Source organism: Saccharothrix sabaoui (assembly GCF_051756985.1).
Classification (GTDB): domain Bacteria; phylum Actinomycetota; class Actinomycetes; order Mycobacteriales; family Pseudonocardiaceae; genus Actinosynnema.
Map to the genome: position 1 here is coordinate 121,466 of NZ_JBPKJK010000003.1, position 21,761 is coordinate 143,226.

A 21,761-nucleotide genomic window follows, 5' to 3' on the forward strand; every position below is an offset into this window, starting at 1 on the left:
GTCACCCGCGCACGGTTCCTCGCAGACTCGACGGTGTCGCTCCACCACGCGAGGAGGCCCCGAGTGCTGGAGGAAAGCCAGAGCCCGCGAACGGACGGCGCCCGCCGCGCCACCGTCCCGGAACGGATCGCGGGGTGGGCGGCCCGCCGCCCGGCGGCGCTCGCCGTCGTGGACGAACGCACCTCGGTCACCTACGGCGAGTTCCAGCAGCGGGTGGACGTCCTGGCCGACCGGCTGCGCCGGCTCGGGGTCCGGCGGGACGAACGGGTCGCGGTGTACCTGGACCGCTCGGTGGACTGCGTGGTCGCCGCGGCGGCCGTGCTGGCGGCCGGCGCCGCGTACCTGGTGCTCGACGTCCGGCAGCCGGCCGCCTGGACCCGCCTGCTGCTCGACGACAGCGGGGCCCGGGTGGTGATCACCCACCCCGACCTGTGGGCCACCGGGGCGGTGGACGGGTTGTCGCCGGTGAACGTGACGACCGCGCGGCGCCCGCTGCTGGTCGGCGCACCGCCGCGGGCGCCCGAGCCCGTGCCGGACGACGCCGTGGCCTACCTCAACTACACCTCCGGCTCCTCCGGGGCGCCCAAGGGGGTGCTGGTCGGGCACGCCGGCCTGACCAACCTCGTGGACTGGTACCTCCGGCGCTACGGGGTGGGCCCGGGGGACCACCTCACCCAGCTGGCCCGCCCCTCGTTCGACGCCTTCGCGCTGGAGGTCTGGCCGTGCCTGGCGGCCGGGGCCGCGCTGCACGTCGTGGAGCCGGCCCTGCTGACCGCCCCGACCGAGCTGCTGGGGTGGCTGTGCCGCTCCGGGATCACCACCGCCTTCGTGCCCACACCGCTGGCCGAGGAGCTGCTGGAGCTGCCGTGGCCGGACGACGCCGCCCTGCGGGACGTGCTGGTCGGCGGCGACCGGCTCACCGCCCACCCGCGTGCGGGGCTGCCCTTCCGGCTGCACAACAACTACGGGCCGACCGAGTGCACGGTCGTGGCCACGTGCTGCGAGGTGCTCCCGGGCGGTCCGCCGGGCGAACCGCCGCCGATCGGCACACCGATACCGGGCGTGCTCGCCTACGTGCTGGACGAGCTGCGCCGGCCGGTCGCCGACGGCGAGCCGGGCGAGCTGCACCTCGGTGGCGTCGGCGTGGCCCGGGGGTACCTGGGCGAGCCGGAGCGCGACGGCTTCCGGGCCGACCCGTTCAGCGCGGTACCCGGGGCCCGCGCCTACGCCACCGGCGACCTGGTGCGCCGCGCGCCGGACGGGCAGCTGCACTTCCTCGGCCGGGTCGACGACCAGGTGCAGGTCCGGGGCATCCGGGTGGACCCCGGCGAGGTCGAGCCGGTGCTGCGGTCGCACCCGGACGTCGGCCGCGCGGTCGTCGTCGGTCGGGACCGGCAGCTGATCGCCTACGTCACCGCCGGCGACGGCCCGATGGACCCGGCGGCGCTGCGCCGCTTCCTCCAGGAGCGGTTGCCGGACTACCTGGTGCCGGCGGTGGTGGTGCCGACCGACGAGCTGCCCGTGACCGAGCACGGCAAGGTGGACCGGCGGGCCCTGGCCCGACTGCCGCTGCGCCCACCGGGGACCGAGCCGCCGCCGGAACCCGGGGACGACGTGGAACGCGCGTTGACGGAGGCGTGGCTGGAGGTCCTGGACGCCACCGAGGTCCACCCGCACGACAACTTCTTCGAGGTCGGCGGGGACTCGCTGCGGCTCAGCCGGCTGGTCAGCCGGTCGCGGCGCCGGGGGCTCGTCCTGCGCCCCGACGACGTCTACGACCACCCCGTGCTCGGGGACCTCGCGGCCGTGCTGCGGGGACGACGGCCCACGGCGGTGTCCTGGTGAGCAAGCGCGTCACCTTCGTGGAGCTCTCGGTCTACGACAACACGGTCCCGCTGGTGTCCGGCTACCTCCAGGCGTACGCGATGGAGGACCCGGTCGTCGCGGCGTCGGTGGACTTCCGGACCTACTCCCGCAGCCTGCGCCAGGACCCCGGGCTGATCCTCGCCGACCTGCTGGACCTGCGCAGCGACGTCTACGCGTTCAGCTGCTACATCTGGAACACCGGGCTGGTCCGGCGGCTGCTGGCGGGCCTGCTGGCCGCGCGGCCCGACGCCTGGTTCCTGCTCGGCGGGGCGCAGGTGATGAACCACGGCGCGGACTACATCCCGGCCGGCGCCGGCAACGTCGTGGTGTGCAACGGCGAGGGCGAGCAGCCCTGCTACGAGTTCCTCCGGCAGGTGCTCGTCGACGAGCCGGACCTCACCGAGGTCTCGGGCGTAACCTTCCGGAGCGCCGGCGGCGAGCTGGTGACCACCGACACCCCGCCGCGGCTGCGCACCCTCGACGACGTGCCGTCCCCGTTCGCCGCCGGTCTGTTCGACGGCCAGGACTACACGTTCACGGTGCTGGAGACCAACCGCGGCTGCCCGTTCCACTGCGGGTTCTGCTTCTGGGGCGCGGCGACGAACTCCAAGGTCTACAAGTTCGACGAGGAGCGGGTGCGCGGGGACATGCGGTGGATCGCCGAGCACGGCGTGGCCAGCGTCTTCATCGCCGACGCCAACTGGGGCCTGTCGCCCCGGGACGTGGAGCTGAGCAGGTACCTCGTGAGCTGCCGGCAGGAGTTCGGCTCCCCCACCTCGATGGTGCTGGCCGCCGCGAAGAACCGGCCGGAACGGGTCGCCGAGATCACCGAGATCCTGGTGCGCGGCGGCCTGGTCACCAGCCAGCCCATCTCGTTGCAGACGGTGAACACCGAGGCGCTGCGGCTGGTCGACCGGCAGAACATCCGGGAGGAGACCTACACCGAACTGCAGCGCAGCCTGAACGAGAAGGGGATCAGCTCCTTCATCGAGATGATCTGGCCGCTGCCCGGCGAGACGCTGGAGACCTTCAAGGCCGGGATCGCCCGGCTGTGCCGGCTGGAGGCGGACACCCTCACCGTCTACCCGCAGCTGCTGCTGCACAACACCGCGCTGCACGAGCAGCGGGAGGCGATGGGCATCGAGGTGGAGCGGGCGCCCGACCCCGTGGCGGAGGCCGACGTGGTGGTGGCGACCCGGTGGGTGGACCGGGCCGAGTGCGAGCGGGGAACCTGGTTCTACTACCTGGTGCAGAGCCTCTACAACGCCCGCGGCGCCTACCACCTCGCCCGGTACCTGGACCGCCGCGGCGTCCAGTCGTACGAGGACTTCTTCACCGCGGCGACGGACTTCTGGCAGCGGTCGGACAACGAGCTGTGCCGCTTCGTCGCGGACTCGGTGGCCACCGCCGACAACTACGACCTGCTCAACATCGGCAAGGCGGCGCACCTCGTGCTGCACTCGCACCGGCACACCTTCGACGCGCTGCTGCTGGACTTCGCCCGTTCCCAGCCGTGGTGGTCCGACGCGGGCGCCCGCTGCGCCACCGACCTGGACCTGGTGGCCCGGCCGTACATCTACCGCGAACCGGTCCGCGCCCCCGGCGTCGGGTTGACCGAGGCGACGCTGCTGGAGGTCGGCGGAACGAGGCTCGTGGTCTCGCTGCCCGCCGCGCTGGCGCACCTGCCGGTGGAGCTGGGGCTGGTGGCCGAGCCCACGACCGGGTTGTGCTTCGAGCACCCGCGCGAGGGCAAGGTACCGGTCCCCCGCCACCACACCGTCGAGCAGAGCGCGAGCTACTGCCACGTGATGATCCAGCGGCTGCGCACCCTGCTGCCGACCTGCCGGTCGGTGCGGCTGAGCGCGCGATGATGGAACGCGGCATCTTCACCGACGACCACCGGGCGTTCCGGGAGGTCGTCCGGGAGTTCGTCGCCCGCGAGGTCACGCCGAACCTGGCCCGGTGGGAACAGGCGGGTGTCGTGGACCGGGAGGTCTGGCTCGCGGCGGGGCGGCAGGGGCTGCTGGCCCCGGAGATCGACGTCGAGTACGGCGGCGGCGGGGTCCGGGACTACCGCTACCACGTGGTGCGGGGCGAGGAGATGGCCCGGGCCGGCACGCTGAGCCCGGCCTTCAACCTGCACAGCGAGGTCGTCGGCGGCTACCTGGACGACCTGGGCACGCCGGAGCAGAAGAGCCGCTGGCTGCCGGGGTTCTGCACGGGCGAGCTGATCTCCGCCATCGCCATCACCGAACCGGGCACCGGCAGCGACGTCGCGGCGATCACCACCACCGCGCACCGGGAGGGCGACCACTACCGGCTGCGGGGCGGCAAGACCTTCGTCACCCACGGCCTGCTGGCCGGGCTGGTCCTGGTGGCCGCGCTCGACCCGGCGGCCGGCCCCCGGTCGGCCAGCCTGCTGGTGCTGGAGCCGCCGCTGCCGGGGCTGACCGTGGGCGCGCCGCTGGCCAAGATCGGCCTGCACTCGCTGGACACCGTGGGGATGACCTTCGACGACGTGCTGGTGCCCCGGGCGAACCTGCTCGGCGAGGCCGGCGGGGGCTTCCGCCACCTGATGCGGTACCTGCCCCGGGAACGCCTGTCGGTGGCGGTCACCTCGCTCGCGCTGGCCGAGCAGGTGCTGGCCGAGACCCTGCGGTACTGCGGGATGCGGTCCGCGTTCGGCCGGCCGATCGGCCAGTTCCAGCACAACCGGTTCCGGCTGGCCGAGATGGCCACCGCGGTCCAGGTCGCCCGCGTCTTCACCGACCGGTGCGTGGTGGAGCACGACCGGGGCGAGCTGACCCCGGAGCAGGCGGCGATGGCGAAGTGGTGGAACACGGACCTGTGCGCCGACGTGGTGGACCGCTGCCTGCAACTGCACGGCGGCTACGGGTACGCCGCCGACTCCCTGGTCGGCCGGGCCTACGTGCAGGCCAGGGTGCAGGGCATCTACGCGGGCACCACCGAGATCATGAAGGAGATCATCGGCCGGTCCCTTCCGCTGTGACCACAGGAGGTGCACGTGAGGAACCTCGACGGGGACGCCGTCCGGGAGCTGCTGCCGATGAGCGCGGCCATCCCGTTGATGCGCGACGCGCTCCGCTCGTTCAGCGCCGGCCGGGTGAACCAGCCGGTGCGCACCGTGGTGCCCGGGGCCGGCGGCGACCTGCTCGCCGTGATGCCCGCCTTCGTCCCGTTCGGCGACGGGCGCGGCGTGTTCGGGGTGAAGGCCATCGCCGTCAAACCCGGCAACCCGGCCCGCTGCCTGGACCCGCACCCCGGGCTCGTCCTCGTGCTCGACCCCGACACCGCGGTACCGCTCGCCGTGGTCGACGGCACCAGCCTGACCGCGATCCGCACGGCCGCGGTGTCCGCGGTCGCCACCGACGCGCTCGCCCGCCCCGACGCCGGCGTCCTGGCGCTGCTCGGGTCCGGCACGCAGGCGCGGGCCCACCTGACGGCCCTCGCGCTGGTGCGGGACCTGCGGGAGGTCCGGGTGTGGAGCCGCGACCCGGACCGCGCCCGCGCCTTCGCGGAGTGGGCCGTCGGCCACCCGGTGGTGCGGGCCGCTTCGGTGGCCGAGGCCGTCGCCGGCGCCGACCTGATCTGCACCACCACGTCGAGCCCGACGCCGCTGCTGGGGGCCGGCGAGGTGGCGGCGGGCGCGCACGTCAACGCGGTCGGCGCGGTGTTCCCCGACCGCCGCGAGCTGGCCGGGGACCTGGTGGGACGGGCCCGCGTGTTCGTGGACAGCCGCGAGTCGGCCCTCGTCGAGTCCGGGGACCTGTTGTCGGCGATGGCGGAGGGCCACTTCGCGGCGTCGGACATCCGGGCCGAGATCGGCGAGGTGCTGCTGGGCGGGCACCCCGGTCGCGGCGGCGACGACGAGGTGACGGTGTTCGAGTCGCTGGGCCTCGCGGTCGAGGACGTCGTGGCCGCCCGGTACGTGTGCGAACGGGCCGCCGACCTCGGCTGACGGCCCGTCAGGTCCACCAGATCAGGTCACCGCGGTCGTCCACCCCGGTGAAGCAGGTCAGCAGCAGCCGCTCCCGGTCCCGGCCGGCGGGTCCGCCGCCCAGCACGGCGTGCACGAGGTTGCCGTTGACGACGCAGAGGTCACCGGTCTCCACCGGGACGACCGCGGACGGCACGCCGGCCAGCAGCTCGACCGGGTAGGGGAACCCGCTGTGCAGCAGTCCCAGCCGCTCCCGGGAGGTCTCGTCCGGCTCGACGTTCCACAGCTTGAGCTGCCCGGTGCCGTCGACGACCTGCGGGTAGGCGTTGACCGCCAGCACGCGGCGCAGCCGCTGGATCTCGAACCCGGCCTGGCGGGGGTCGCCGAGCTGGGCCAGGTCGTCGTGCGGTCGCAGCAGGAACTCCCCCTCCTGGTTCCAGCAGACGGCCTTCGAGTCCCCGGCCGGCATCCCGCGGTGCCGGGCCGCCCGTGCCGCCGGGACGACCCCGTGGGCCGCCAGCGAGGAGCGGAAGCCGGCGACGGGGTCGGTGGTCCCCCGGTAGAGGTCGCGCACCGCGCCCGCCGACCGCTCCACCGAGGCCAGGTACTCCTCGGTGGTGTTGTCGACGTGCGACGCGCCGACGATGTAGCCCTCGACCCCGCCGACCCCGTCGCCGTAGCGCGGCGTGCGGGACATCGCGGGCGACCAGAAGTTCGCGACGATGCGCGCGCAGTCCGCCGCGGGCAGGTACGAGCGGACCCGGTAGGCGGCGAGTTCGCCGCGCAGCACGCGCGACACGGCGTCGTGGTCCACGACCCGGGTGGTCTGGTGCACCCGGAACGAGGCGCGCGGCAGCGACCTGCCGGTGATGGTCACGGACGTCCTCCGTCCGCCCGGTCGCGGTGCAGCAGCGGCCGGCGGGCGTGCAGGAACCCCAGCATGGCGGGCAGCGGGCTGACGACCCGGGGCTGCGCGTCCAGCCGCGCCCGGTGCCGCCGCCGCACGGCCGGCAGCTGCGACCAGTGCGCGCCCGGGTTGAGGTGGTGCTCCTGGTGGTAGCCGTCGTTGAACGCGAGCAGGTTGTACAACCGGCCGTAGTGGCTGACCGAGTCGGCGGCCCGGTTGTGCGGGTCGGCGCCGTAGTGCCGGTAGTAGTTCTGCACGTTCACCATGACCAGCGCGAGGAAGTAGGCCGGCAGGTAGCCGAACAGGGTCCACCGCCAGGAGATCGCCGTGAGCGCGGCCAGCGACAGCCAGCACACCGCGCGGTCGACCCGGACTTGGCGGAGTTCCCGGCTGCGCCGGGGTTCCCGGCGCCAGGCCAGCGAGATCAGCGCGCGTTCACCGGCACCGGGCCCGGTCAGCCCCACGAGCAGCGGCAGCTCGCGGACGCGGTCGCGCAGCGACTGCACGGCCCCGCCGACCGCGTAGCGCAGCAGCGGCGCGTGCTCCCCGTTCTCGCCGCCCCGGTACGTGGAGGACAGGTCCCGCGTGTCGCCGCCCTCCCCCGGGGCGTCGTTGTTGTACCGGTGGTGGTTGCGCACGTGCATCAACCCGTACGCCTGCACGGACTGCCCGATGTCGACCGAGTTCAGCGCCGACGCCACCGCGTTCAGCCGGGCCGAGGCGAACCACGGCAGGTGGGTGAACAGGTGCGACACGACGATGATGTTGTACGCGGTCATCACGGCGAGCAGGCCGACGTGCGCCACGCGGGCCGGCCAGCCGGCCTGCTCCCAGGCGGCGGCGCACCAGAACAGGACCGCGAAGTGGGCGAGGCTGTAGGCCACCAGCAGGCCGTCCCGCGACGAGACCCTCCAGACGCGCATGGCACTCCCTCGTAAGCACCGACGGAGATCGGTTCGTGGTTCGGGGTGGTCAGAAGTAGGACTCCAGGGTGCCGCGCCGCCGCACGTCCAGCGTGGCGCAGTGGAACGAGCCGCCGAAGCTGTTGAAGTTGCGGAAGTCGCAGAGGACCGGGGTGAACCCGAACTCCTTCACGGCGGCGATCATCGGCTCGTCCTGCCGCTCCACCACCACCCGCTGCTCGTCCAGCACCAGGAGGTTCATGTTGATCCAGTTGCTGGTCAGGTACAGCGGGTGCGACGCGGGGATCACCGGTTTCGGCGCGGCCAGCACGTCCCAGTCCCGGAACTGGCGGGGCACCTCGGGCACCCGGTCGGCGTTGACCAGCAGCTTGCCGGGGGCCAGCGGGACCAGGGTGGCGTCGATGTGCATCGGGTGCGCGTCGGCGAACTCGACCACGTGCACCCGGTAGTCGTCCCCCAGGTGCCGGCGCAGCCACTCGATGCCGAAGTCGTTGGTGACGTTGCTGCGCTGGGCGAAGATGTCCCGCCCGCAGCGGACGAAGTCGGCGGCGTCGAACGTGGGCTCGAACTCGGTCACCACCAGCCGGACCGGGTCGGACTCGACCCAGTCCTGGTCGAACTGGTGGTCGGTCAGCTCCGGCTTCGGCGCCGCCGCCCACCGGGCGCCGCCGCGGAAGTACTCCTTGAGCAGCGGTCGGTAGGCCAGCGACTCGTAGTAGCGGGAGCGCCAGGCCATCGGGCACTCGATGATCTGCTCGCCGACCACCAGCAGCGAGTCCCTCGGCATCGCCGCGTACATGCCGGTGCTGGTCCAGTCGAGCGTCCGGTACGGCCGCCCCTGCGCGATGGGCTCGGGCCGGCGCACGGTCACGCCCTCGCACTCCAGGACGTGCGCGAACTCGTCGAGCTCCGCGGCCGCGGCCGCGACCCGCTCCGGCGGGAAGGGCCGGCCGGCCATCCGGCGGAACGTCTCGTGCTGGTCGGCCGGCAGCACCGGGGGCAGAGCGAGGTGCCAGCCGGGGAAGCAGGCGCCGTCGACGATGCCGACGATCACCTCCTCCAACGGGTCCCACTCCGTGTACGAACGCACGGGGCTCGGTGACGCGGCGGGGTGGGGCAACGGTTCCTCCTCACCGTGGGGTGCTCGTCCCGGACGGGCGGTGGGCTCGCGGACCGAGCCACCCGACCAGTGTGGTGCGGAATCCGGCGCGGCGACCATGGGACCTTGGTCCCGCAGAACTTCCGGGCCGGGTGCGGGAGGCTCGGCCGCATGGACTTCCTGCTCCAGCGGTGTTCCCCGGAGGACGTCGTGGACACCGACACCACCTACTTCGAGGCGGGCGCCGAAACACTGCCGGGCAACGGTTTCGCGCTCGTCCGGACCCCCGGTCTCGAACACCTCGCCGCGGGCTGCCTGGCCATCCGCGTCGACCTGCCCGCCGCGGAGCGGGACGCGCGCCGGTGGCGGCTCGGGTTCGAGGACGCCGTGCGCACCGCGGGCGGGCACCGCCACCGGCTCTACCTGACCGGTCGATCACCCGCCCTGGAGACCGAGCTGCTCACCCGCGGGTACGTGCGGCGGTTCGAGTCGATGCTCGTCCGCGACCCGGAACGCGCGCCCCGGGGGAGCACCCGGGTGCGGCTGCGCGAGATCACGTCGGCATCGGGCTGGGCCGAGAAGGTGCGCCTCGACGGCGAATCCACGCACGCCCCGGACGGCCACCCCGTCGACGCGCGGTCGTGGGCGGAGTACGAGCACGGGAAGTGGCGCAGCGGCGTCCTCCGCTGCTTCCTGGTCGACGGCGCGGACGGGACCTGCGGAACGACCGGGGTGGTGCGTTCGGCCGCGGTGGTCCGCGTCAAGAACCTGCTCCTGCGCCCCGGTTGGCGAGGGAGGGGGATCGCGACCGAGGTCGCGCTGGCCGTCCACGCCACCGCCTCCGCGACCGGGACGCCCACGGGCCTCTTCGCCGCCACCGGGGGCATCGCCGAACGCGCGTACCGGCGGGCCGGCTTCCGGCCGATCGGGACCGTCACCGAGTTCACCCGCGAACCGGTCGGGCAGGACGCCGCCGGGACCCCCGCGACCGACCGGAAGGGACGATCATGAGCGTCAACCCGTTCGACGACGAGAACGGCAGCTTCTACGTGCTCGTCAACGACGAGGGGCAGCACTCCCTGTGGCCGGCTTCCATCCCGGTCCCGCCCGGCTGGAGCGTCGGGTTCGGCGAGGACAGCCGGGCGGCGTGCCTGGACCACGTCGAGCGGAACTGGGTGGACATGAGGCCGAGGAGCCTCCAGGTCGCCATGGCGGACGACGTCGACCCGTGAGGTCGTTCACCGGCCGGCGAGCGACCGGCGCAGCAGGTCCTTGTCGGGCTTGCCCGCGTCGGTCAGCGGGAGCCCGTCCACCAGGTGCACCCGGTGCGGCGTGAACATGGTGCCCTGTTCGGCCGTGACGAAGGCGCGCACCTGTTCCGGTGCGACGCTGTGCCCCGGGCGCGCCACGACGGCGGCGTGCAGCGACTCCACCGCGTCCGCGTCGGTCACCCCGAACACCGCGACCTGGGCGATCGCCGGGTGCCGCGCCAGCAGCTCCTCCACCTCGGCCGGGTACACGTACCCGCCCTCCACGATCACCCTCTCCCCGATCCGGTCGCACAGGTGCAGGTAGCCCCGCTCGTCGAGGTAGCCGACGTCCCCGGTGCGCACCTCCCCGTCGCGCCACACCCGCGCGGTCAGCTCCGGGTTGCGCCAGTACCCCTTCGCGGCCGTCGGCGACCGCACGCAGACCTCCCCCGCCTGGCCGGTGGGCACCTCGTGGCCGTCCTGGTCGCGGATCGTCACCCGGGCCCCGGGCACCGGGCGTCCCGCGGTGGCGAGCAGCTCCGGTTCCAGGTGCTCCTCGGCGGACAGCTCGCAGATCACGCCCGCCTCGTTCTGCGAGTACACCTGCACCAGCACGGGACCGAGCAGTTCGACGGCCCGCGCGAGCCTGGTCGGTGACGCGGGGCAGCCGCCGTAGCTCACCGAGCGCAGGCTGGACAGGTCGTGGTCGCCCAACGCCGGGTGGTCGACGACCCGGTACAGCATCGGTGGCGGCAGGATCAGCTCGGTCACCCGGTGGGCGGCGACGTCGGCGAGCACCTTCGCGGGGTCGAAACCCCGGTGCAGCACCAGCCGACCGCCGAGGCCGAGCACGACCTCGGCGGACAGGCCGCCGGCGTGCGACAGCGCCGTGCAGAGCAGCAGCACCGTGTCCGCGTCGACCACCGCGCCCATGCGGTCGAAGAGGCTCGCCTGGGCCGCCCAGGTGACCTGGATCGCCTTGGGGACGCCGGTCGTGCCGCTGGTGTGCCGGACGTAGCAGACGTCCTCGGCGTCCACGTCGCTCGGCGTGACCGGATCGCCGGGGGCCTCGTCGGCCAGGGCCAGCACGTCCTCCCCCGCTCCCGTGGGGCCGAGGCCGAGCACGGTGGCGACCGGCGCCCGTCCGAGCAGCTCGGCGGCCCGCCCGGCCGACGCGGCGGGCACCACGAGCACGTCGGTGCCCACGGCGGCGACGACGGTCGCCTGCACGACCGCCGCCAGGCCGTTGCCGAGGTACGTGGTCCTCGCGCCGAGCAGGTTCGCCGCGTACTTGGCGGCCACGACCTCGACCCGGTTGTCGGACAGCAGGGTCACGCTCGACCCCCGCCGCACCCCCTTCGCCGCCAGCACGTGCGCGAACCGGTGGACGAGCGCCAGCAGGTCGCCGCGGCGGACCGCGGTCCCGTCGGGTTGGTGGCAGGCGACCCGCTCGGGTCGCCTGCCGAGGCTTTCCAGGACCGCGTGCGTGTAGTTGTGGTTCACCGGCCCGCGCCTTCCGGATCGGGACACCGTCCGCCGGACCGAGTCACCGCCGGTCGAGCCACAGCGTCCAGGGACGTACTTCCTTGATGCGCAGCACCCCGTTGAGCGCCCACGGGTCCTCGGCGAAGACGGACCGCACCTCGTCCTCGTCGGCCGCCACCACGGCGAGCAGCCCGACGTCCTCACCGCCGCCGTCGCCGATCGGGCCGCCGAGGATGATGACGTCGCGGTCGAACAGGTCGTCGGCGAAATCCGAGTGCCCGTCCCACTCGGCCTGCTCCCGGATGCCGCGGGCGGGGTCCCAGCGGGGTCCCTTCGCGGTCGTCACGGCGAAGACGGTCACGGTCATCTCCTCGTCCTGGTCGTGGCAGGGCGCACTACGGGTCGATCCCGAAGGACTTCAGCGGCAGCACGATGGTCTTGATCTCCCCGTGCACGACCCGCGAGAGGAAGGGGGAGGCCGCGATCGTCCGCCGGCAGACCTCCGCGGCGATCGCCCGGGTCTCCTCGCGGTTCCGGCTGACCCGGAACAGGGTCACGTACAGGCGGTCCCGCACGACCTGGGCGTGCACGCGCTCGATCGAGTCCTCGGGCGTCGCCGCGGCCCACGTCGCCTCCACGGTGGCGTTCTCCACCGAGGCGTCGTCGGTGTGCGAGCCGTGCAGCCGCAGCACCACCGTCGCGTGGTTCACGCGGCCCCGCCGGTGCTCGGCCCGGCGGGCACGGGTGCGAAAACCCGAATGATCTCCGACATGACGGGTTCGTCCCCAGGGGTAGTTCGGGTTCGATGCGCGAATCCTGCCCGGAAGTGCAGTGCCCGCCCGGGAACGCGCCACGACCCGGCAAGATCTGCTGCACTGGGGTCCGACCGGCTCGACCGGTTCGACCATCGGCGCTCTCCCTCTCCGTTGGGGGGTCCAAGCCTTCCTGCGACCGCACGCACCACCGTATGACCAGGCCGGGAACACCAACTAGGGCGAAGTTGACATGGACGAGTCGCACCTGCGCAGGTGGCGCCCCCCGCAGTTGGCGGGGGTCGAAGTGCTGTCCGGGCGCATCCCGAACTACACCCGCCCGCGGTTCACCCTGAGCAGCGGCTACACGATCAAGATCAGGCACGGCGACGCCCCGCCGCCGGTGCGGTACCGCGGCCGGGAGCAGGAGTCGGGCGCCGCGGGCGCGGTGACGGTGGTCGAGCCGGACGAGGTCGTGCAGGCGCTCGGCGGGAACGAGCCCAGGGCCGAGTTCGACCTGCTGCTGGTGGACGCCGAGCTGATGCCGCGCGCCGCCACCGGCCCGCCCAGGTTCCACCGGCTCGCCCACCCCGACCGCGGCCTGTTCGACGGCATCGCCGCACTGCACCGCGGTCTGGTCCACAGCACGGACCGGCTCGCCCTCCAGTCCGCCCTCACCATCCTGCTCGACGACCTGGTCACCCGGCACGCGACCGCTCCCGGCCCGGACGACCGCGCGCTCGGCCCCCCGGCGCTGCGGCGAGCCCGGGACGTCCTGCACGACCGGCTGGACGCCAACGTCAGCCTCGACGAACTCGCGGCCGTGGCCGGCTGCGGCAAGTACCACCTGGTCAGGAGCTTCCGCCAGGTCTACGGCGTCCCACCCCACCGCTACCGCACCCTGCTGCGGCTGGACCGGGCCACGACGATGCTGGCGAAGGGCCGTTCGGTGGCGGACGTGGCCGCCACCCTGGGCTACTGCGACCAGAGCCAGCTCAACCGGCACTTCCGGCAGGCGCTCGGCATGAGCGCGGGCGCCTACGCCAAGACCGTGCGCTAGCCGCCACCGACCGGTGGCGGCCGGCCGATCAGCTCTTGCCCCGGTCGCCTGCTCGTCGCCGCCGACCCGGGCAACGCGCCAGGTCGGCGGCGACGACGACGCGGGCGGTGAACGCCACGGTGGCCAGCGCCTCGACGATCGACACGGCGAGCAGGTCGGCGCGCACGTCGGCGGCCGTCCAGTAGAGCGCGGTCGAGAGCAGGGACGGGACCGCGAACACCAACAGGTCCACCGCCAGCTGCCCGGACTTGTCCAGCCGCCGCAACGGGGTGTCGCGGTGGACGGACTCCCAGGCGAGCACCGCGTCCTCCCGGCCCCCGGCCCCGACCAGCGCGGAGGCCAGGTGCCGGCGCAGGTAGTCGCCGATCGCCGACACTTTCTGGTCGTTGGTCAGGTAGGTCCAGCCCAGGACGAGGCACACCAGCGGCACGAGGAGGAGCAGGTGCGGCCGGGTGGGTGGTTGGACCACCAGTGCCAGTGTCGCCGTCAGCGTGGCCAACGCGGTGTAGGTCAGGCGGTCCCGCAGGGCGATCCGCGACTTCTGCTCGGCTTTCAGGGCCTCGTACTCGGCCAGCAGGAAGTCCTTGAGCACGTCTTCCGATGTGGTTCCACGGTTCCGGGTTCCGTTCATCCGCTTGTCGTCACTCCTCCGTCGGTCTCGCGCGTGCGAGGAGGTGTTCCCGTCAGTCCGACCACGTGTCCGCCCACAGGCTCCGGCGGTCGCGTTCGAGGTCGAGCCAGGCCGGCCCGTGGTGGGCCACGGCCTCCAGGACCGGGAGGGCCGCGTCCATCCCGGAGGTCGCCGCGGCGAGCCGCTCCAGCTCGGACTCGTCGTCGACCTCCGTGTCGCTCTCGACGTCGAGGCGTTCGCTGACCCTGAGGATCTCCGCGCCGTCGAGCAGGCGGAGCCGGAACTCGCGGTTGTGCACCTTCCGCGGGGGCTCGCCGGGGATCTTCCTGGCCGACCTCTCCCGCAGGCGCAGCGAGGCCGACGCGATGCGGTCGTAGCCGAAGACGTCCCAGTTCTCGTTCTTGACGTCGCCGGTGGTGAAGTCCAAGTACACGCGCGAGGCCCGGATGCCGTACTTGGTCAGCAGGATGACGGTGACCAGGTACGCCTCGTAGCGCGGCGGTCCGTGCACCACCGCCCCGCGCCGGGCCCCGGGGGCCGGTTGGTTGATGACGACGTGCGAGACGAGGTCCTGCTCGGCGATGTTGCCCGCGCGCAGTGCCGTGGCCTTGAGGTGCGCCTTGTCCAGTGCCAGCCAACGAGCCATCTCGCCGTCCGTCGGCCGGTCGTCCAGGTCCTTCCGCCACCGGCGGTACTCGGCCATCTCCTCGTCGAACAGCTCGTTGGCCTCCTTGACCGGGAGCAGGGCGGCACGGCCGGCCGCGACGACCTCCACCAGCGCGGGCAGGGCGAACCAGCCGCCCCCCGCGATCGGCACGACCTGCCAGTGCTGCGCCACCAGCAGCAGGAGGGCCAGGCCCACCAGCGCCGCCAGGGCGCCGGCAGCCTGCCACAGGCGGGCGCCGCCGGGTGCGGTGGGTTCCGGCTGGCCGTACGGGTCGTGGTGCGGCCACCGCCGGGCGACTCGCCGGGCGTGCCAGTCGAACAGCCACTTCAGCTGCTTGACGTCCTGCTGGTCGTGCCGGAGCTGGGTGTTGAACCGGTGCTTGAGGCGCGTGCGGTACCCGACGGCGTATCGCGGCCACTCCTTGGCGTACTCGGGGCGCGCGTCGCGGAAGCAGCGCTCGATGAGCTTGTCGACGTCCGTCGGTCCGGTCTGCTCGCCCTCCGAGGTGTCGCGCCGGAGGGCGAGGTCCAGCAGGCGCGTGGTGTGCTCGATGCCGTAGCGGGCCATCACGGCGCAGCCCGCCACCAACAGCAGCACACCCAGCCAGGAGACGAACGTCATCGAGCCGAAGAACAGGGTCGAGAACGACAGCAGTGCGACCGCACCCCCGACCACCGCCGGTTTGCGGTCCTTCGGCGCCGGGAGGAGCATCCGCCGCTCGTACCGGGTGGGCGGCACGGGATCGGGCTCGAAGAACTTCCGCGCCCGGCCGGAGCGGTTCCCGGAGGTGCGCTCGGTGCCGACCTGGTGCTTGCGCTCGGCGTTCAGCTGCCGCTCGACCATGCCGTCGACCAGCAGCGACAGGTGCCTGCTGATCTCGTCCTGCCGATCGGCGGGCAGCCTGCCGAAGGCGGACACCGCCGCGAACGAGCCGTCCGCCTCGTTCGTCCGGAGGTGGTCGAGGAGGCTCCGAACCACGCGGTGAGCCCGCTTCCACTTGTCCTCCGGCAAGGACTCGCAGAGCTTCCAGGCGTCGCGGATGCCGGTGGCCAGCTCCGCCGTGAGGTCGCTGGAGCTGCGCTCGCTGAGCACCGAGAGCACGTAGTAGTAGGCGCGTTCGGTCGACTGGTCGCCGTTGAAGACGAGAGCGCCGAACAGTTCCTCGGCGCGCCTCGGGACACCGCCGGCGAGGTAGGCGAGCGCGACCTCGTGCCTGCGCCCAGGGTTGTCGTTCTCGCCGATGTTGTAGATGGTGTCGTTGTGGTAGACGCTCTCCACGAGCACGCCGATCTGCTGGTCGACGTGGGCGTTGCCGGAGGCGACGTTCTGGTTGTCGACGTCGAGCAGGTCCCCGATCACCGGGACCTCCTGGTCGAGCCGAAGTTGACGCCGATCTGCTGCCCCACGCGGGCGTTGCCCCGCGCGGTGTTTTTGTTGTGCACGAACGGCATCGGGAGGGACGGCCCCTCATCGGTGGTGACGTCCTCGTCGGGTTCGAGCGCGGTGATCAGCGCGATGGCGAACGCCGCGGCGTTGCGCGCCGCGAGCCGCTGCCCGCCCGCGCGGTCCGCCTTGCCCTTCTCGCCGTTGGCGTGGTCGCTGATGCCGCGCACCGCCACCGCGTGCACCCGATCGCCCAGGTGGGCGGCGTGCGCGAACCCGGAGCCCTCCATGTCCACGGCCACCGCGTCGTTGTAGGAGGTGTGCAGCCTGCGGGCCAGCTCCGAGGTGCGGGAGTCGAGCACGACGTCACCCACGGCGATGGGCTCGAAGCAGGCGACCGGGGCGTCGCCCTCGGCCCGGTCGGGGAGGAACGCGTGCCAGGCGTTGCCGCGCACCAGCCTCCTGGCCTCCTGGTCGAGGCGGTGCGAGACGGACCAGGCGGAGGGGCGCACCAGGAACTCGTCGTCCTCGCTGCGCCCGCCCTGGTAGGAGTAGATCTTGGTGGCCACGACGACGTCGCCGATCGCCAGCCAGTCCCGCAGGCCGCCCGCGACGCCGACGAACACCATGGCGGTGGGCGCGAACTCGGTGTTGGCGCGCTCGGTCAACGTGGCCGCGGCGGTGGTGCCCGCCCCGGTCAGCGCCAGGGCGACGCGGTGCCCGGGGTGGCCGGCCACCGTGCCGACGTCGAACACGGTGCCGGACGGGTGCCGGTGCGGTCGCACGCCCTCCAGGTGCTCGAGCACGGCCGCGTGCTCCACGTTCAGCGCAGTCATGATCACGTTCACGGTTCTCCACTCCAGGGTTGTCGGGGCGCGAGGGGAACAAGCGCCTGCGCGGTGGGTCGCCGCGGTGGGTGACGGGTTCGCCGACCGGGCACCGCGGGACCCGGTCTGCGGCGGCATCAGCCCCCGACGGTGGTCTCGTCCCAGTCGCGCGCCCACTGCTCGCGGCGCTCGCGGTCGCGCAGGATCCAGTTCTCGCCCTCGGAGACGATCGACTCCAGGACCGGGATCGCCTTCCTGACGCCCGACGTCTCGTAGGCGACGTCGGCGAACTCCGCCGCGGCCTCCTCGTCGGACGGACGTTCCTCCAGGCAGTCCACTTTGAGCTTGATCTCCTGGCCGCTCATCAGGGCCATGCGGAACGTGCCGCTCTTCACGTTCTCCACCGCGGGATCGGCCGTGCCGTCGGTCGTGGTGCGCACGCCCCTCTCCTCCGTCCAGGCCGACGCGATCTTGTCGTAGCTGAAGACCTGGCGCGTTTCGTTGCGCGCCTCCCCGGTGTGCGCGTCGAGGTGGACCTTGAAGGCGCGCACACCGTGGTGGGTGAGCAGGAGGAGGTGGACGTTGTACGCCTCGTACCGGGGTGGTCCGTACTGCACCCTGCCGCGCCGGGCGAACGGTGCGCGTTCGGTCAGCACCAGCACCTCGACGACCTCCTGCCTCGGCAGTCGGGCTCGCTTGATCGCGTCGGACACCAGGTAGAACTTGTCGAGCGTGTACCACCAGGCGATCTGCGCGTCCTTCGGCCGGTCCCGGAGCGCGTCGACGAGGGCCAGGTGCTCGTCCAGCTCCTCGCGGTGGACGCGGGCCGCTTCGGCTTCGGCGGCCCGGTTGGCGTGCCGCGTCGCGGCCACGCGCACGCCGTGCTTGAGGACGAGCCGGCCGGTCGGCACCAGGACCAGGACGGCCGACAGCTCGCCGGCCAGCAGCGCGCCGCACGAGCCGGCCAGCGCGGCGACCACGCCGAGCCGGTAGCCCCACACCGCTTTGCGCACGTCCCGGTCGGCGGCCCCGCCTCCCCACGGCCACTGCGCGTACAGGCGTTCCGCGTGCCAGTCGACCAGCCACCTGACGTTGGCCGGGGTGATGTCCTCCGCGTGGTACGACCAGGTGATCCGCTTCTTCAGGTGCGTGCGGTGGCCCTTGGTACGGCGATCCCACTCCTCCGCGCCCGGGGTGCCCTTCTTCGGCCCGACCTTCCGGAAGCGGTGGTCGACCATGGCGCTGATGTCCCTGTCGAACCTGCCGGCCGGCTGGAAGTCGGGCGGTGCGGGCTGCTCCCGGTTCCCGAGCCGGGCCACGGCACCGCAGCGCAGCACCAGGTAGCCGCCCGCCGACAGCAGGAGCAGTTCGAGCAGCAGACCCGAGCGGAACGGTCCCGACACCAGCAGCAGGACCCCGAGGAGCACGCCCACCACGGCGACGGCGCTCCAGGCGCGGTCCTGCGCCCTGGGCTTGAGCAACGGCGGCAGGTACGGCTTCGGCTCGGCCGGATCGGGTTCGAAGAACTTCTCGGACTGGCTCCTGCGCTCCGGCACGGTGCGCTCCTTGAGCATCCGGGCCTTGAGGTCGGCCTCCCAGCCCTCGTCCCGCACGTCCTTGATGACCGCGTCCAGGTGGCGGAAGATCTCCTCCTGCCGCACCAGGGGGAGGACTTCGAGCAGGCCGAAGGCGTAGTCCCGCCCGCTGTCGGCCTCGCGGCGGTACACGCGGCGCGCCCAGCGCAGGAGTTCCCAGACCACGTCGAACGCGACCGACCACCTGTCGTGCGCCGCCGCGGAGCAGATCCGCCTCGCCTCCTTGAGCCGGTCGAGCAGCGTGCCCGTCAAGTCGACGAACGACCGCTCGCCCACCACGGCCAGGGCGTAGTGGTAGGCCCACTCGGTCGAGGTCCAGCCGCTGCGCAGCAGGTCGTCGAGGATCTCCTCCGCGCGCCGCGGCGCGCCGGCGTCGAGGAGGTTGCGGGCCACCTCCAGCTTGCGCTCGGGCGGATCGCCCTGGTTGACGTGGTAGGTGCGCTGGTCGTGGTGGATGGTCGTGTCGCCGACGTGCACGCCGATCTGCTGGTCGACGTGCGCGCCCTCCGAGGCCGAGTTCTGGTTCTCGACGTGCGGCACGTCCTGGTCGTCCGGTCCGGTGCTCACCGCCGGCCTCCCGTCCGCCCGGTCCCGAGGTCACCGGGTGCGGCGTTGTCGCGGACCACCGGCGACGCGGACGTCGCGGCGGGCGGCGGAGTGCGGTCGTCGATCAGGATCACGGTCATCTGGTCACCCCAAGGCGGTCCGCTGTCGCGGCTGCGCCGTCGTCGTGTGCTCGAGGTCTGCGGAGGGCGAGTTCCGCGGCACGGCCTGGTCGAACTCCCTGCGGCAGCAGTCATCGCAGGTGGTGTGGAGCCGGAGGGGAACGCGGCCCGAGGCCGCGGGTGGGGTAGACGGTAACGCGGTCCAGCATTTCTCGTCAACATGACGATAAAGAGGATCACGCGGGCCGCGCCCACTCCGAGTAGAATGTTGCAAGTGGACGGATGATCGTCCGGCGGTCGCCACCGCGGTCACTGAAAGCGACGATCATGGCCAACAGGACGTGGAAGATCCCCGAGATCGCGATCGCCGTCGATCTCGCCGTGCTCACCGTTCGGGAGGGCGCCCTCCAGGTCATGCTCGTCGAGCGCGGCATCGAGCCGTACCTCGGGAAGTTGGCCCTGCCCGGCGGTTTTCTCTTCGACGCGAACGAGGGCCTGGACGCCGCGGCGGAGCGCGAGCTCGCCGAGGAGACCGGCCTGGACGCGAACGGCCTGCACCTGGAGCAGCTCAGGACCTACGGTGCGCCCGACCGGGATCCGAGGCAGCGCGTGGTGACGGTCTGCTACCTCGCGTTCGTGCCCGGGCTGGCGGCGCCGACCGCGGGCGGTGACGCGCGGGCGGCCGGGTGGGTGCCCGCGGCGACCGCGCTGCACCCGGGCACCGAACTGGCGTTCGACCACAGGTCGATCATCGAGGACGCCGTCGAACGGGCCCGGGGCAAGTTGGAGTACACGACCCTGGCCGCCGCGTTCTGCGGGCCGGAGTTCACCGTCACCGAGCTGCGGCGGGTGTACGAGACGGTGTGGGGCGAGGCACTGGACCCCCGCAACTTCCACCGCAAGGTCACCGGGGCCGAGGGCTTCCTGGTCCCGACCGGGACTCAGACGACGCGGGACGGTGGACGTCCCGCCGCGCTCTACCGCCGCGGCCCGGCCGACGTGCTGCACCCGGCGATGCTGCGCCCGCCCTCCCCCAAGCCGGACACCAGCCGAACCTCCTGACGACCGCGTCCCGGACGATGTCGCGGTGGTCGAAGGCGACGCGCGCCGCCGCGGACAGGAACTCGGGCAGCGCCACCCAGCGGGCCGCGTGGGCGTCGCTGCCACCGACCACCGGCGGCGACCCGGCCAGATAACCGTGGAAGGCCACGCTCACCACGGGCCCGCGCGGGTCGCGGCCGGGCTCCCGGTAGCAGCCGAAACGCCTCAACCGGTCGCGGGCGACCTCGACGCCGGTCTCCTCGACCAGCTCCCGCACGGCCGCTTCCGGCACGCTCTCCCCCGGTTCCACGAAACCGCCGGGCAGCGCCAGGGCCGCGCGGAACGGCTCCTTGCCGCGCTCCACCGCCAGGACCGACAGCACGCCGTCCCGCCGGGTGAACAGCACCACGTCCGCCGTGAGCCTGCTGCCCGCAGGCCACGATCCCTCGTTGTCCGTCATGCCCCCAGGCTAGGTTATTGTCAACCTGACACCAAGTGGCCATGTGGGTGACTTCCGCTCCGTTGAGCCAATTGTCACAACAACAAAATTCGGCAGGCGGAACCCGCTCAAGAGGTGGTCGGGCGCGGACCCGTCATGGGCGGCGAGATCGCGGTGGCGCCCCCGGCCCGGTAGAGCGCCGCCGGACGACCGTTGGGGGTGGGGCGCTTGCCCCCCGTGGGCACGACGAAGCCGTCCGCCTCCGTGACCTTGCGGTAGAAGTTGGGCTTGTCCAGCTCCACGCCCCAGACCGCCTCGTACACCTCGCGCAGCTCACCGATGGTGAACTCCTCGCCGCAGAACGCGGTCGCGATCGTGCGGAACTGGAGCTGGGCGCGGGCCAGCTCCAGGGCGTCGCGCAGGATCTCGTCGTGGTCGAAGGCGAGCCCCGCCCGCTGCGCCCGCGCGACCGGGAGCCACTGCGCCGCCCGCGCGTCCGACCCGGCGCTCGGCAACGGCAGGTCGGGCGCGATCGCCAGGTAGGCGCAGGTCACGACGCGAGGGCTGCGCGGGTCGCGGTCCGGGGCGGAGTAGACGCCGACCTGCTGCAGGTGGAGCTTCTCGGCGTCGACGCCGGTCTCCTCGGCCAGCTCGCGCGCCGCCGTCTCGTCGAGGCTCTCGTCACCGCGGAGGAAGCCGCCGGGCAGCGCGAGCCGACCCGCGAACGGCTCGGTGCCGCGCTCGATCACCAGCACGCACAGCTCACCGTCCCGGATGGTCAGGATGACGAGGTCGGCGGTGAGCGTGACGGTCTGCCTGGGGCGGCTCATGCCGGCGAGGATACGAGCACGAGCACGGACGGCGCCTCTCCAGCGGCAGCCCGGATCGCGACCGGCCATTCCCGAACCGGGTGAGGCCCCGCGCCTGCGGCTCGCAGACCGTGGTCACGGTCGGGAGGACCCGGTGTCCACCGGGCTCGCGGCACTCCCGCCCCCGCCCCCGACCCCGACCGTCGAACCGAAGCGTTTCCGCGGGTGATCCCGCTCGTCGATTCCGCCTGACCGACGAGCGGGCCTGCCGCTGCCCGTCTACCTCGCAGGCGACGCGGTGGTCGTCCCTGCCTGACGGTCCGGCCGGGCGACCGCCTGCCCGACCTCTCCACGACGTCGGGCAACTCGTCGGTACCGAACTCGACCACCGGGCCGGACAGCTC

The 21,761-nt window shown here is 72.9% G+C and carries 20 protein-coding genes and 1 pseudogene; 8 read left to right on the forward strand and 13 right to left on the reverse strand.

Features of this window, described 5'->3' with window-relative positions; all coding sequences use genetic code 11:
• The first annotated feature begins 63 nt into the window (after positions 1 to 63).
• From ACR807_RS01960 to ACR807_RS01975, 4 genes are read left to right on the forward strand one after another with little or no spacing between them, the layout of a single operon-like run.
• On the forward strand, positions 64 to 1,845 hold the full coding sequence (locus tag ACR807_RS01960) for an amino acid adenylation domain-containing protein (RefSeq protein WP_438919417.1): 1,782 nt from the start codon (positions 64 to 66) through the stop codon (positions 1,843 to 1,845).
• Positions 1,842 to 3,737 (forward strand): B12-binding domain-containing radical SAM protein, encoded by a 1,896-nt coding sequence (locus ACR807_RS01965; RefSeq protein WP_438919418.1) that lies wholly within the window; start codon positions 1,842 to 1,844, stop codon positions 3,735 to 3,737. The genes ACR807_RS01960 and ACR807_RS01965 overlap by 4 nt, the downstream gene beginning before the upstream one ends.
• A complete protein-coding gene (locus ACR807_RS01970; RefSeq protein WP_438919419.1) occupies positions 3,737 to 4,876 on the forward strand; it encodes an acyl-CoA dehydrogenase family protein in 1,140 nt (379 codons plus the stop codon). The genes ACR807_RS01965 and ACR807_RS01970 overlap by 1 nt, the downstream gene beginning before the upstream one ends.
• A 15-nt stretch (positions 4,877 to 4,891) precedes the next feature.
• The gene (locus ACR807_RS01975) at positions 4,892 to 5,845 is read left to right on the forward strand and encodes an ornithine cyclodeaminase family protein (protein ID WP_438919420.1); all 954 of its coding nucleotides are present in this window, start codon (positions 4,892 to 4,894) and stop codon (positions 5,843 to 5,845) included.
• 7 nt (positions 5,846 to 5,852) lie between these two features.
• On the opposite strand, the gene ACR807_RS01980 is transcribed toward ACR807_RS01975, so the two are convergent.
• From ACR807_RS01980 to ACR807_RS01990, 3 genes are read right to left on the reverse strand one after another with little or no spacing between them, the layout of a single operon-like run.
• Positions 5,853 to 6,701: a hypothetical protein gene (locus tag ACR807_RS01980; protein WP_438919421.1), complete on the reverse strand. Its 849-nt coding sequence runs from the start codon at positions 6,699 to 6,701 to the stop codon at positions 5,853 to 5,855.
• Positions 6,698 to 7,654, reverse strand: coding sequence for a fatty acid desaturase family protein (locus ACR807_RS01985; protein WP_438919422.1), 957 nt, complete (start codon positions 7,652 to 7,654; stop codon positions 6,698 to 6,700). Before ACR807_RS01985 ends, ACR807_RS01980 begins: the two co-directional genes overlap by 4 nt.
• 49 nt (positions 7,655 to 7,703) lie before the next feature.
• A complete protein-coding gene (locus ACR807_RS01990; RefSeq protein ID WP_438919423.1) occupies positions 7,704 to 8,744 on the reverse strand; it encodes an amidinotransferase in 1,041 nt (346 codons plus the stop codon).
• A gap of 135 nt (positions 8,745 to 8,879) precedes the next feature.
• Between ACR807_RS01990 and ACR807_RS01995 the strand changes: the two genes are divergently transcribed.
• On the forward strand, positions 8,880 to 9,764 hold the full coding sequence (locus ACR807_RS01995; protein WP_438919424.1) for a GNAT family N-acetyltransferase: 885 nt from the start codon (positions 8,880 to 8,882) through the stop codon (positions 9,762 to 9,764).
• Positions 9,761 to 9,985 (forward strand): MbtH family protein, encoded by a 225-nt coding sequence (locus ACR807_RS02000; RefSeq protein WP_438919425.1) that lies wholly within the window; start codon positions 9,761 to 9,763, stop codon positions 9,983 to 9,985. Before ACR807_RS01995 ends, ACR807_RS02000 begins: the two co-directional genes overlap by 4 nt.
• Before the next feature lie 6 nt (positions 9,986 to 9,991).
• Here ACR807_RS02000 and ACR807_RS02005 read toward each other — a convergent pair whose 3' ends face one another.
• The 3 genes from ACR807_RS02005 to ACR807_RS02015 are packed head-to-tail and all read right to left on the reverse strand — an operon-like array spanning position 9,992 to position 12,198.
• Positions 9,992 to 11,506, reverse strand: coding sequence for an AMP-binding protein (locus ACR807_RS02005; protein WP_438919426.1), 1,515 nt, complete (start codon positions 11,504 to 11,506; stop codon positions 9,992 to 9,994).
• A gap of 43 nt (positions 11,507 to 11,549) precedes the next feature.
• Positions 11,550 to 11,849 carry a YciI family protein gene (locus ACR807_RS02010; RefSeq protein WP_438919427.1) on the reverse strand — a complete coding sequence of 100 codons (300 nt, stop codon included), beginning with the start codon at positions 11,847 to 11,849 and terminating at the stop codon, positions 11,550 to 11,552.
• A gap of 34 nt (positions 11,850 to 11,883) precedes the next feature.
• Positions 11,884 to 12,198, reverse strand: coding sequence for a hypothetical protein (locus tag ACR807_RS02015; protein ID WP_438919428.1), 315 nt, complete (start codon positions 12,196 to 12,198; stop codon positions 11,884 to 11,886).
• Between the two features lie 295 nt (positions 12,199 to 12,493).
• Between ACR807_RS02015 and ACR807_RS02020 the strand changes: the two genes are divergently transcribed.
• Positions 12,494 to 13,300 carry a helix-turn-helix domain-containing protein gene (locus ACR807_RS02020; protein WP_438919429.1) on the forward strand — a complete coding sequence of 269 codons (807 nt, stop codon included), beginning with the start codon at positions 12,494 to 12,496 and terminating at the stop codon, positions 13,298 to 13,300.
• 28 nt (positions 13,301 to 13,328) lie between these two features.
• Here ACR807_RS02020 and ACR807_RS02025 read toward each other — a convergent pair whose 3' ends face one another.
• The 5 genes from ACR807_RS02025 to ACR807_RS02045 form a co-directional block, all read right to left on the reverse strand.
• On the reverse strand, positions 13,329 to 13,892 hold the full coding sequence (locus tag ACR807_RS02025; protein ID WP_438919430.1) for a hypothetical protein: 564 nt from the start codon (positions 13,890 to 13,892) through the stop codon (positions 13,329 to 13,331).
• Between the two features lie 91 nt (positions 13,893 to 13,983).
• Positions 13,984 to 15,957 carry a hypothetical protein gene (locus ACR807_RS02030; protein ID WP_438919431.1) on the reverse strand — a complete coding sequence of 658 codons (1,974 nt, stop codon included), beginning with the start codon at positions 15,955 to 15,957 and terminating at the stop codon, positions 13,984 to 13,986.
• Entirely contained in the window at positions 15,954 to 16,817 is an 864-nt protein-coding gene (locus ACR807_RS02035) for a 5'-methylthioadenosine/S-adenosylhomocysteine nucleosidase (protein ID WP_438919432.1), read from the reverse strand. Before ACR807_RS02035 ends, ACR807_RS02030 begins: the two co-directional genes overlap by 4 nt.
• Before the next feature lie 128 nt (positions 16,818 to 16,945).
• Positions 16,946 to 18,970: a hypothetical protein gene (locus ACR807_RS02040; protein ID WP_438919433.1), complete on the reverse strand. Its 2,025-nt coding sequence runs from the start codon at positions 18,968 to 18,970 to the stop codon at positions 16,946 to 16,948.
• Entirely contained in the window at positions 18,967 to 19,089 is a 123-nt protein-coding gene (locus ACR807_RS02045) for a hypothetical protein (protein ID WP_438919434.1), read from the reverse strand. Before ACR807_RS02045 ends, ACR807_RS02040 begins: the two co-directional genes overlap by 4 nt.
• Positions 19,090 to 19,395: 306 nt before the next feature.
• On the opposite strand from ACR807_RS02045, the gene ACR807_RS02050 reads away from it, so the two are divergent.
• On the forward strand, positions 19,396 to 20,130 hold the full coding sequence (locus ACR807_RS02050) for an NUDIX hydrolase (RefSeq protein WP_438919435.1): 735 nt from the start codon (positions 19,396 to 19,398) through the stop codon (positions 20,128 to 20,130).
• 19 nt (positions 20,131 to 20,149) lie between these two features.
• On the opposite strand, the pseudogene ACR807_RS02055 reads toward ACR807_RS02050, so the two are convergent.
• Together ACR807_RS02055 and ACR807_RS02060 are read right to left on the reverse strand one after the other, a co-directional pair.
• Positions 20,150 to 20,569 (reverse strand): annotated as a pseudogene (locus ACR807_RS02055) (NUDIX domain-containing protein); the annotation flags it as partial.
• 107 nt (positions 20,570 to 20,676) lie between these two features.
• Positions 20,677 to 21,378 carry an NUDIX hydrolase gene (locus tag ACR807_RS02060; protein WP_438919436.1) on the reverse strand — a complete coding sequence of 234 codons (702 nt, stop codon included), beginning with the start codon at positions 21,376 to 21,378 and terminating at the stop codon, positions 20,677 to 20,679.
• Positions 21,379 to 21,761 lie beyond the last annotated feature (383 nt).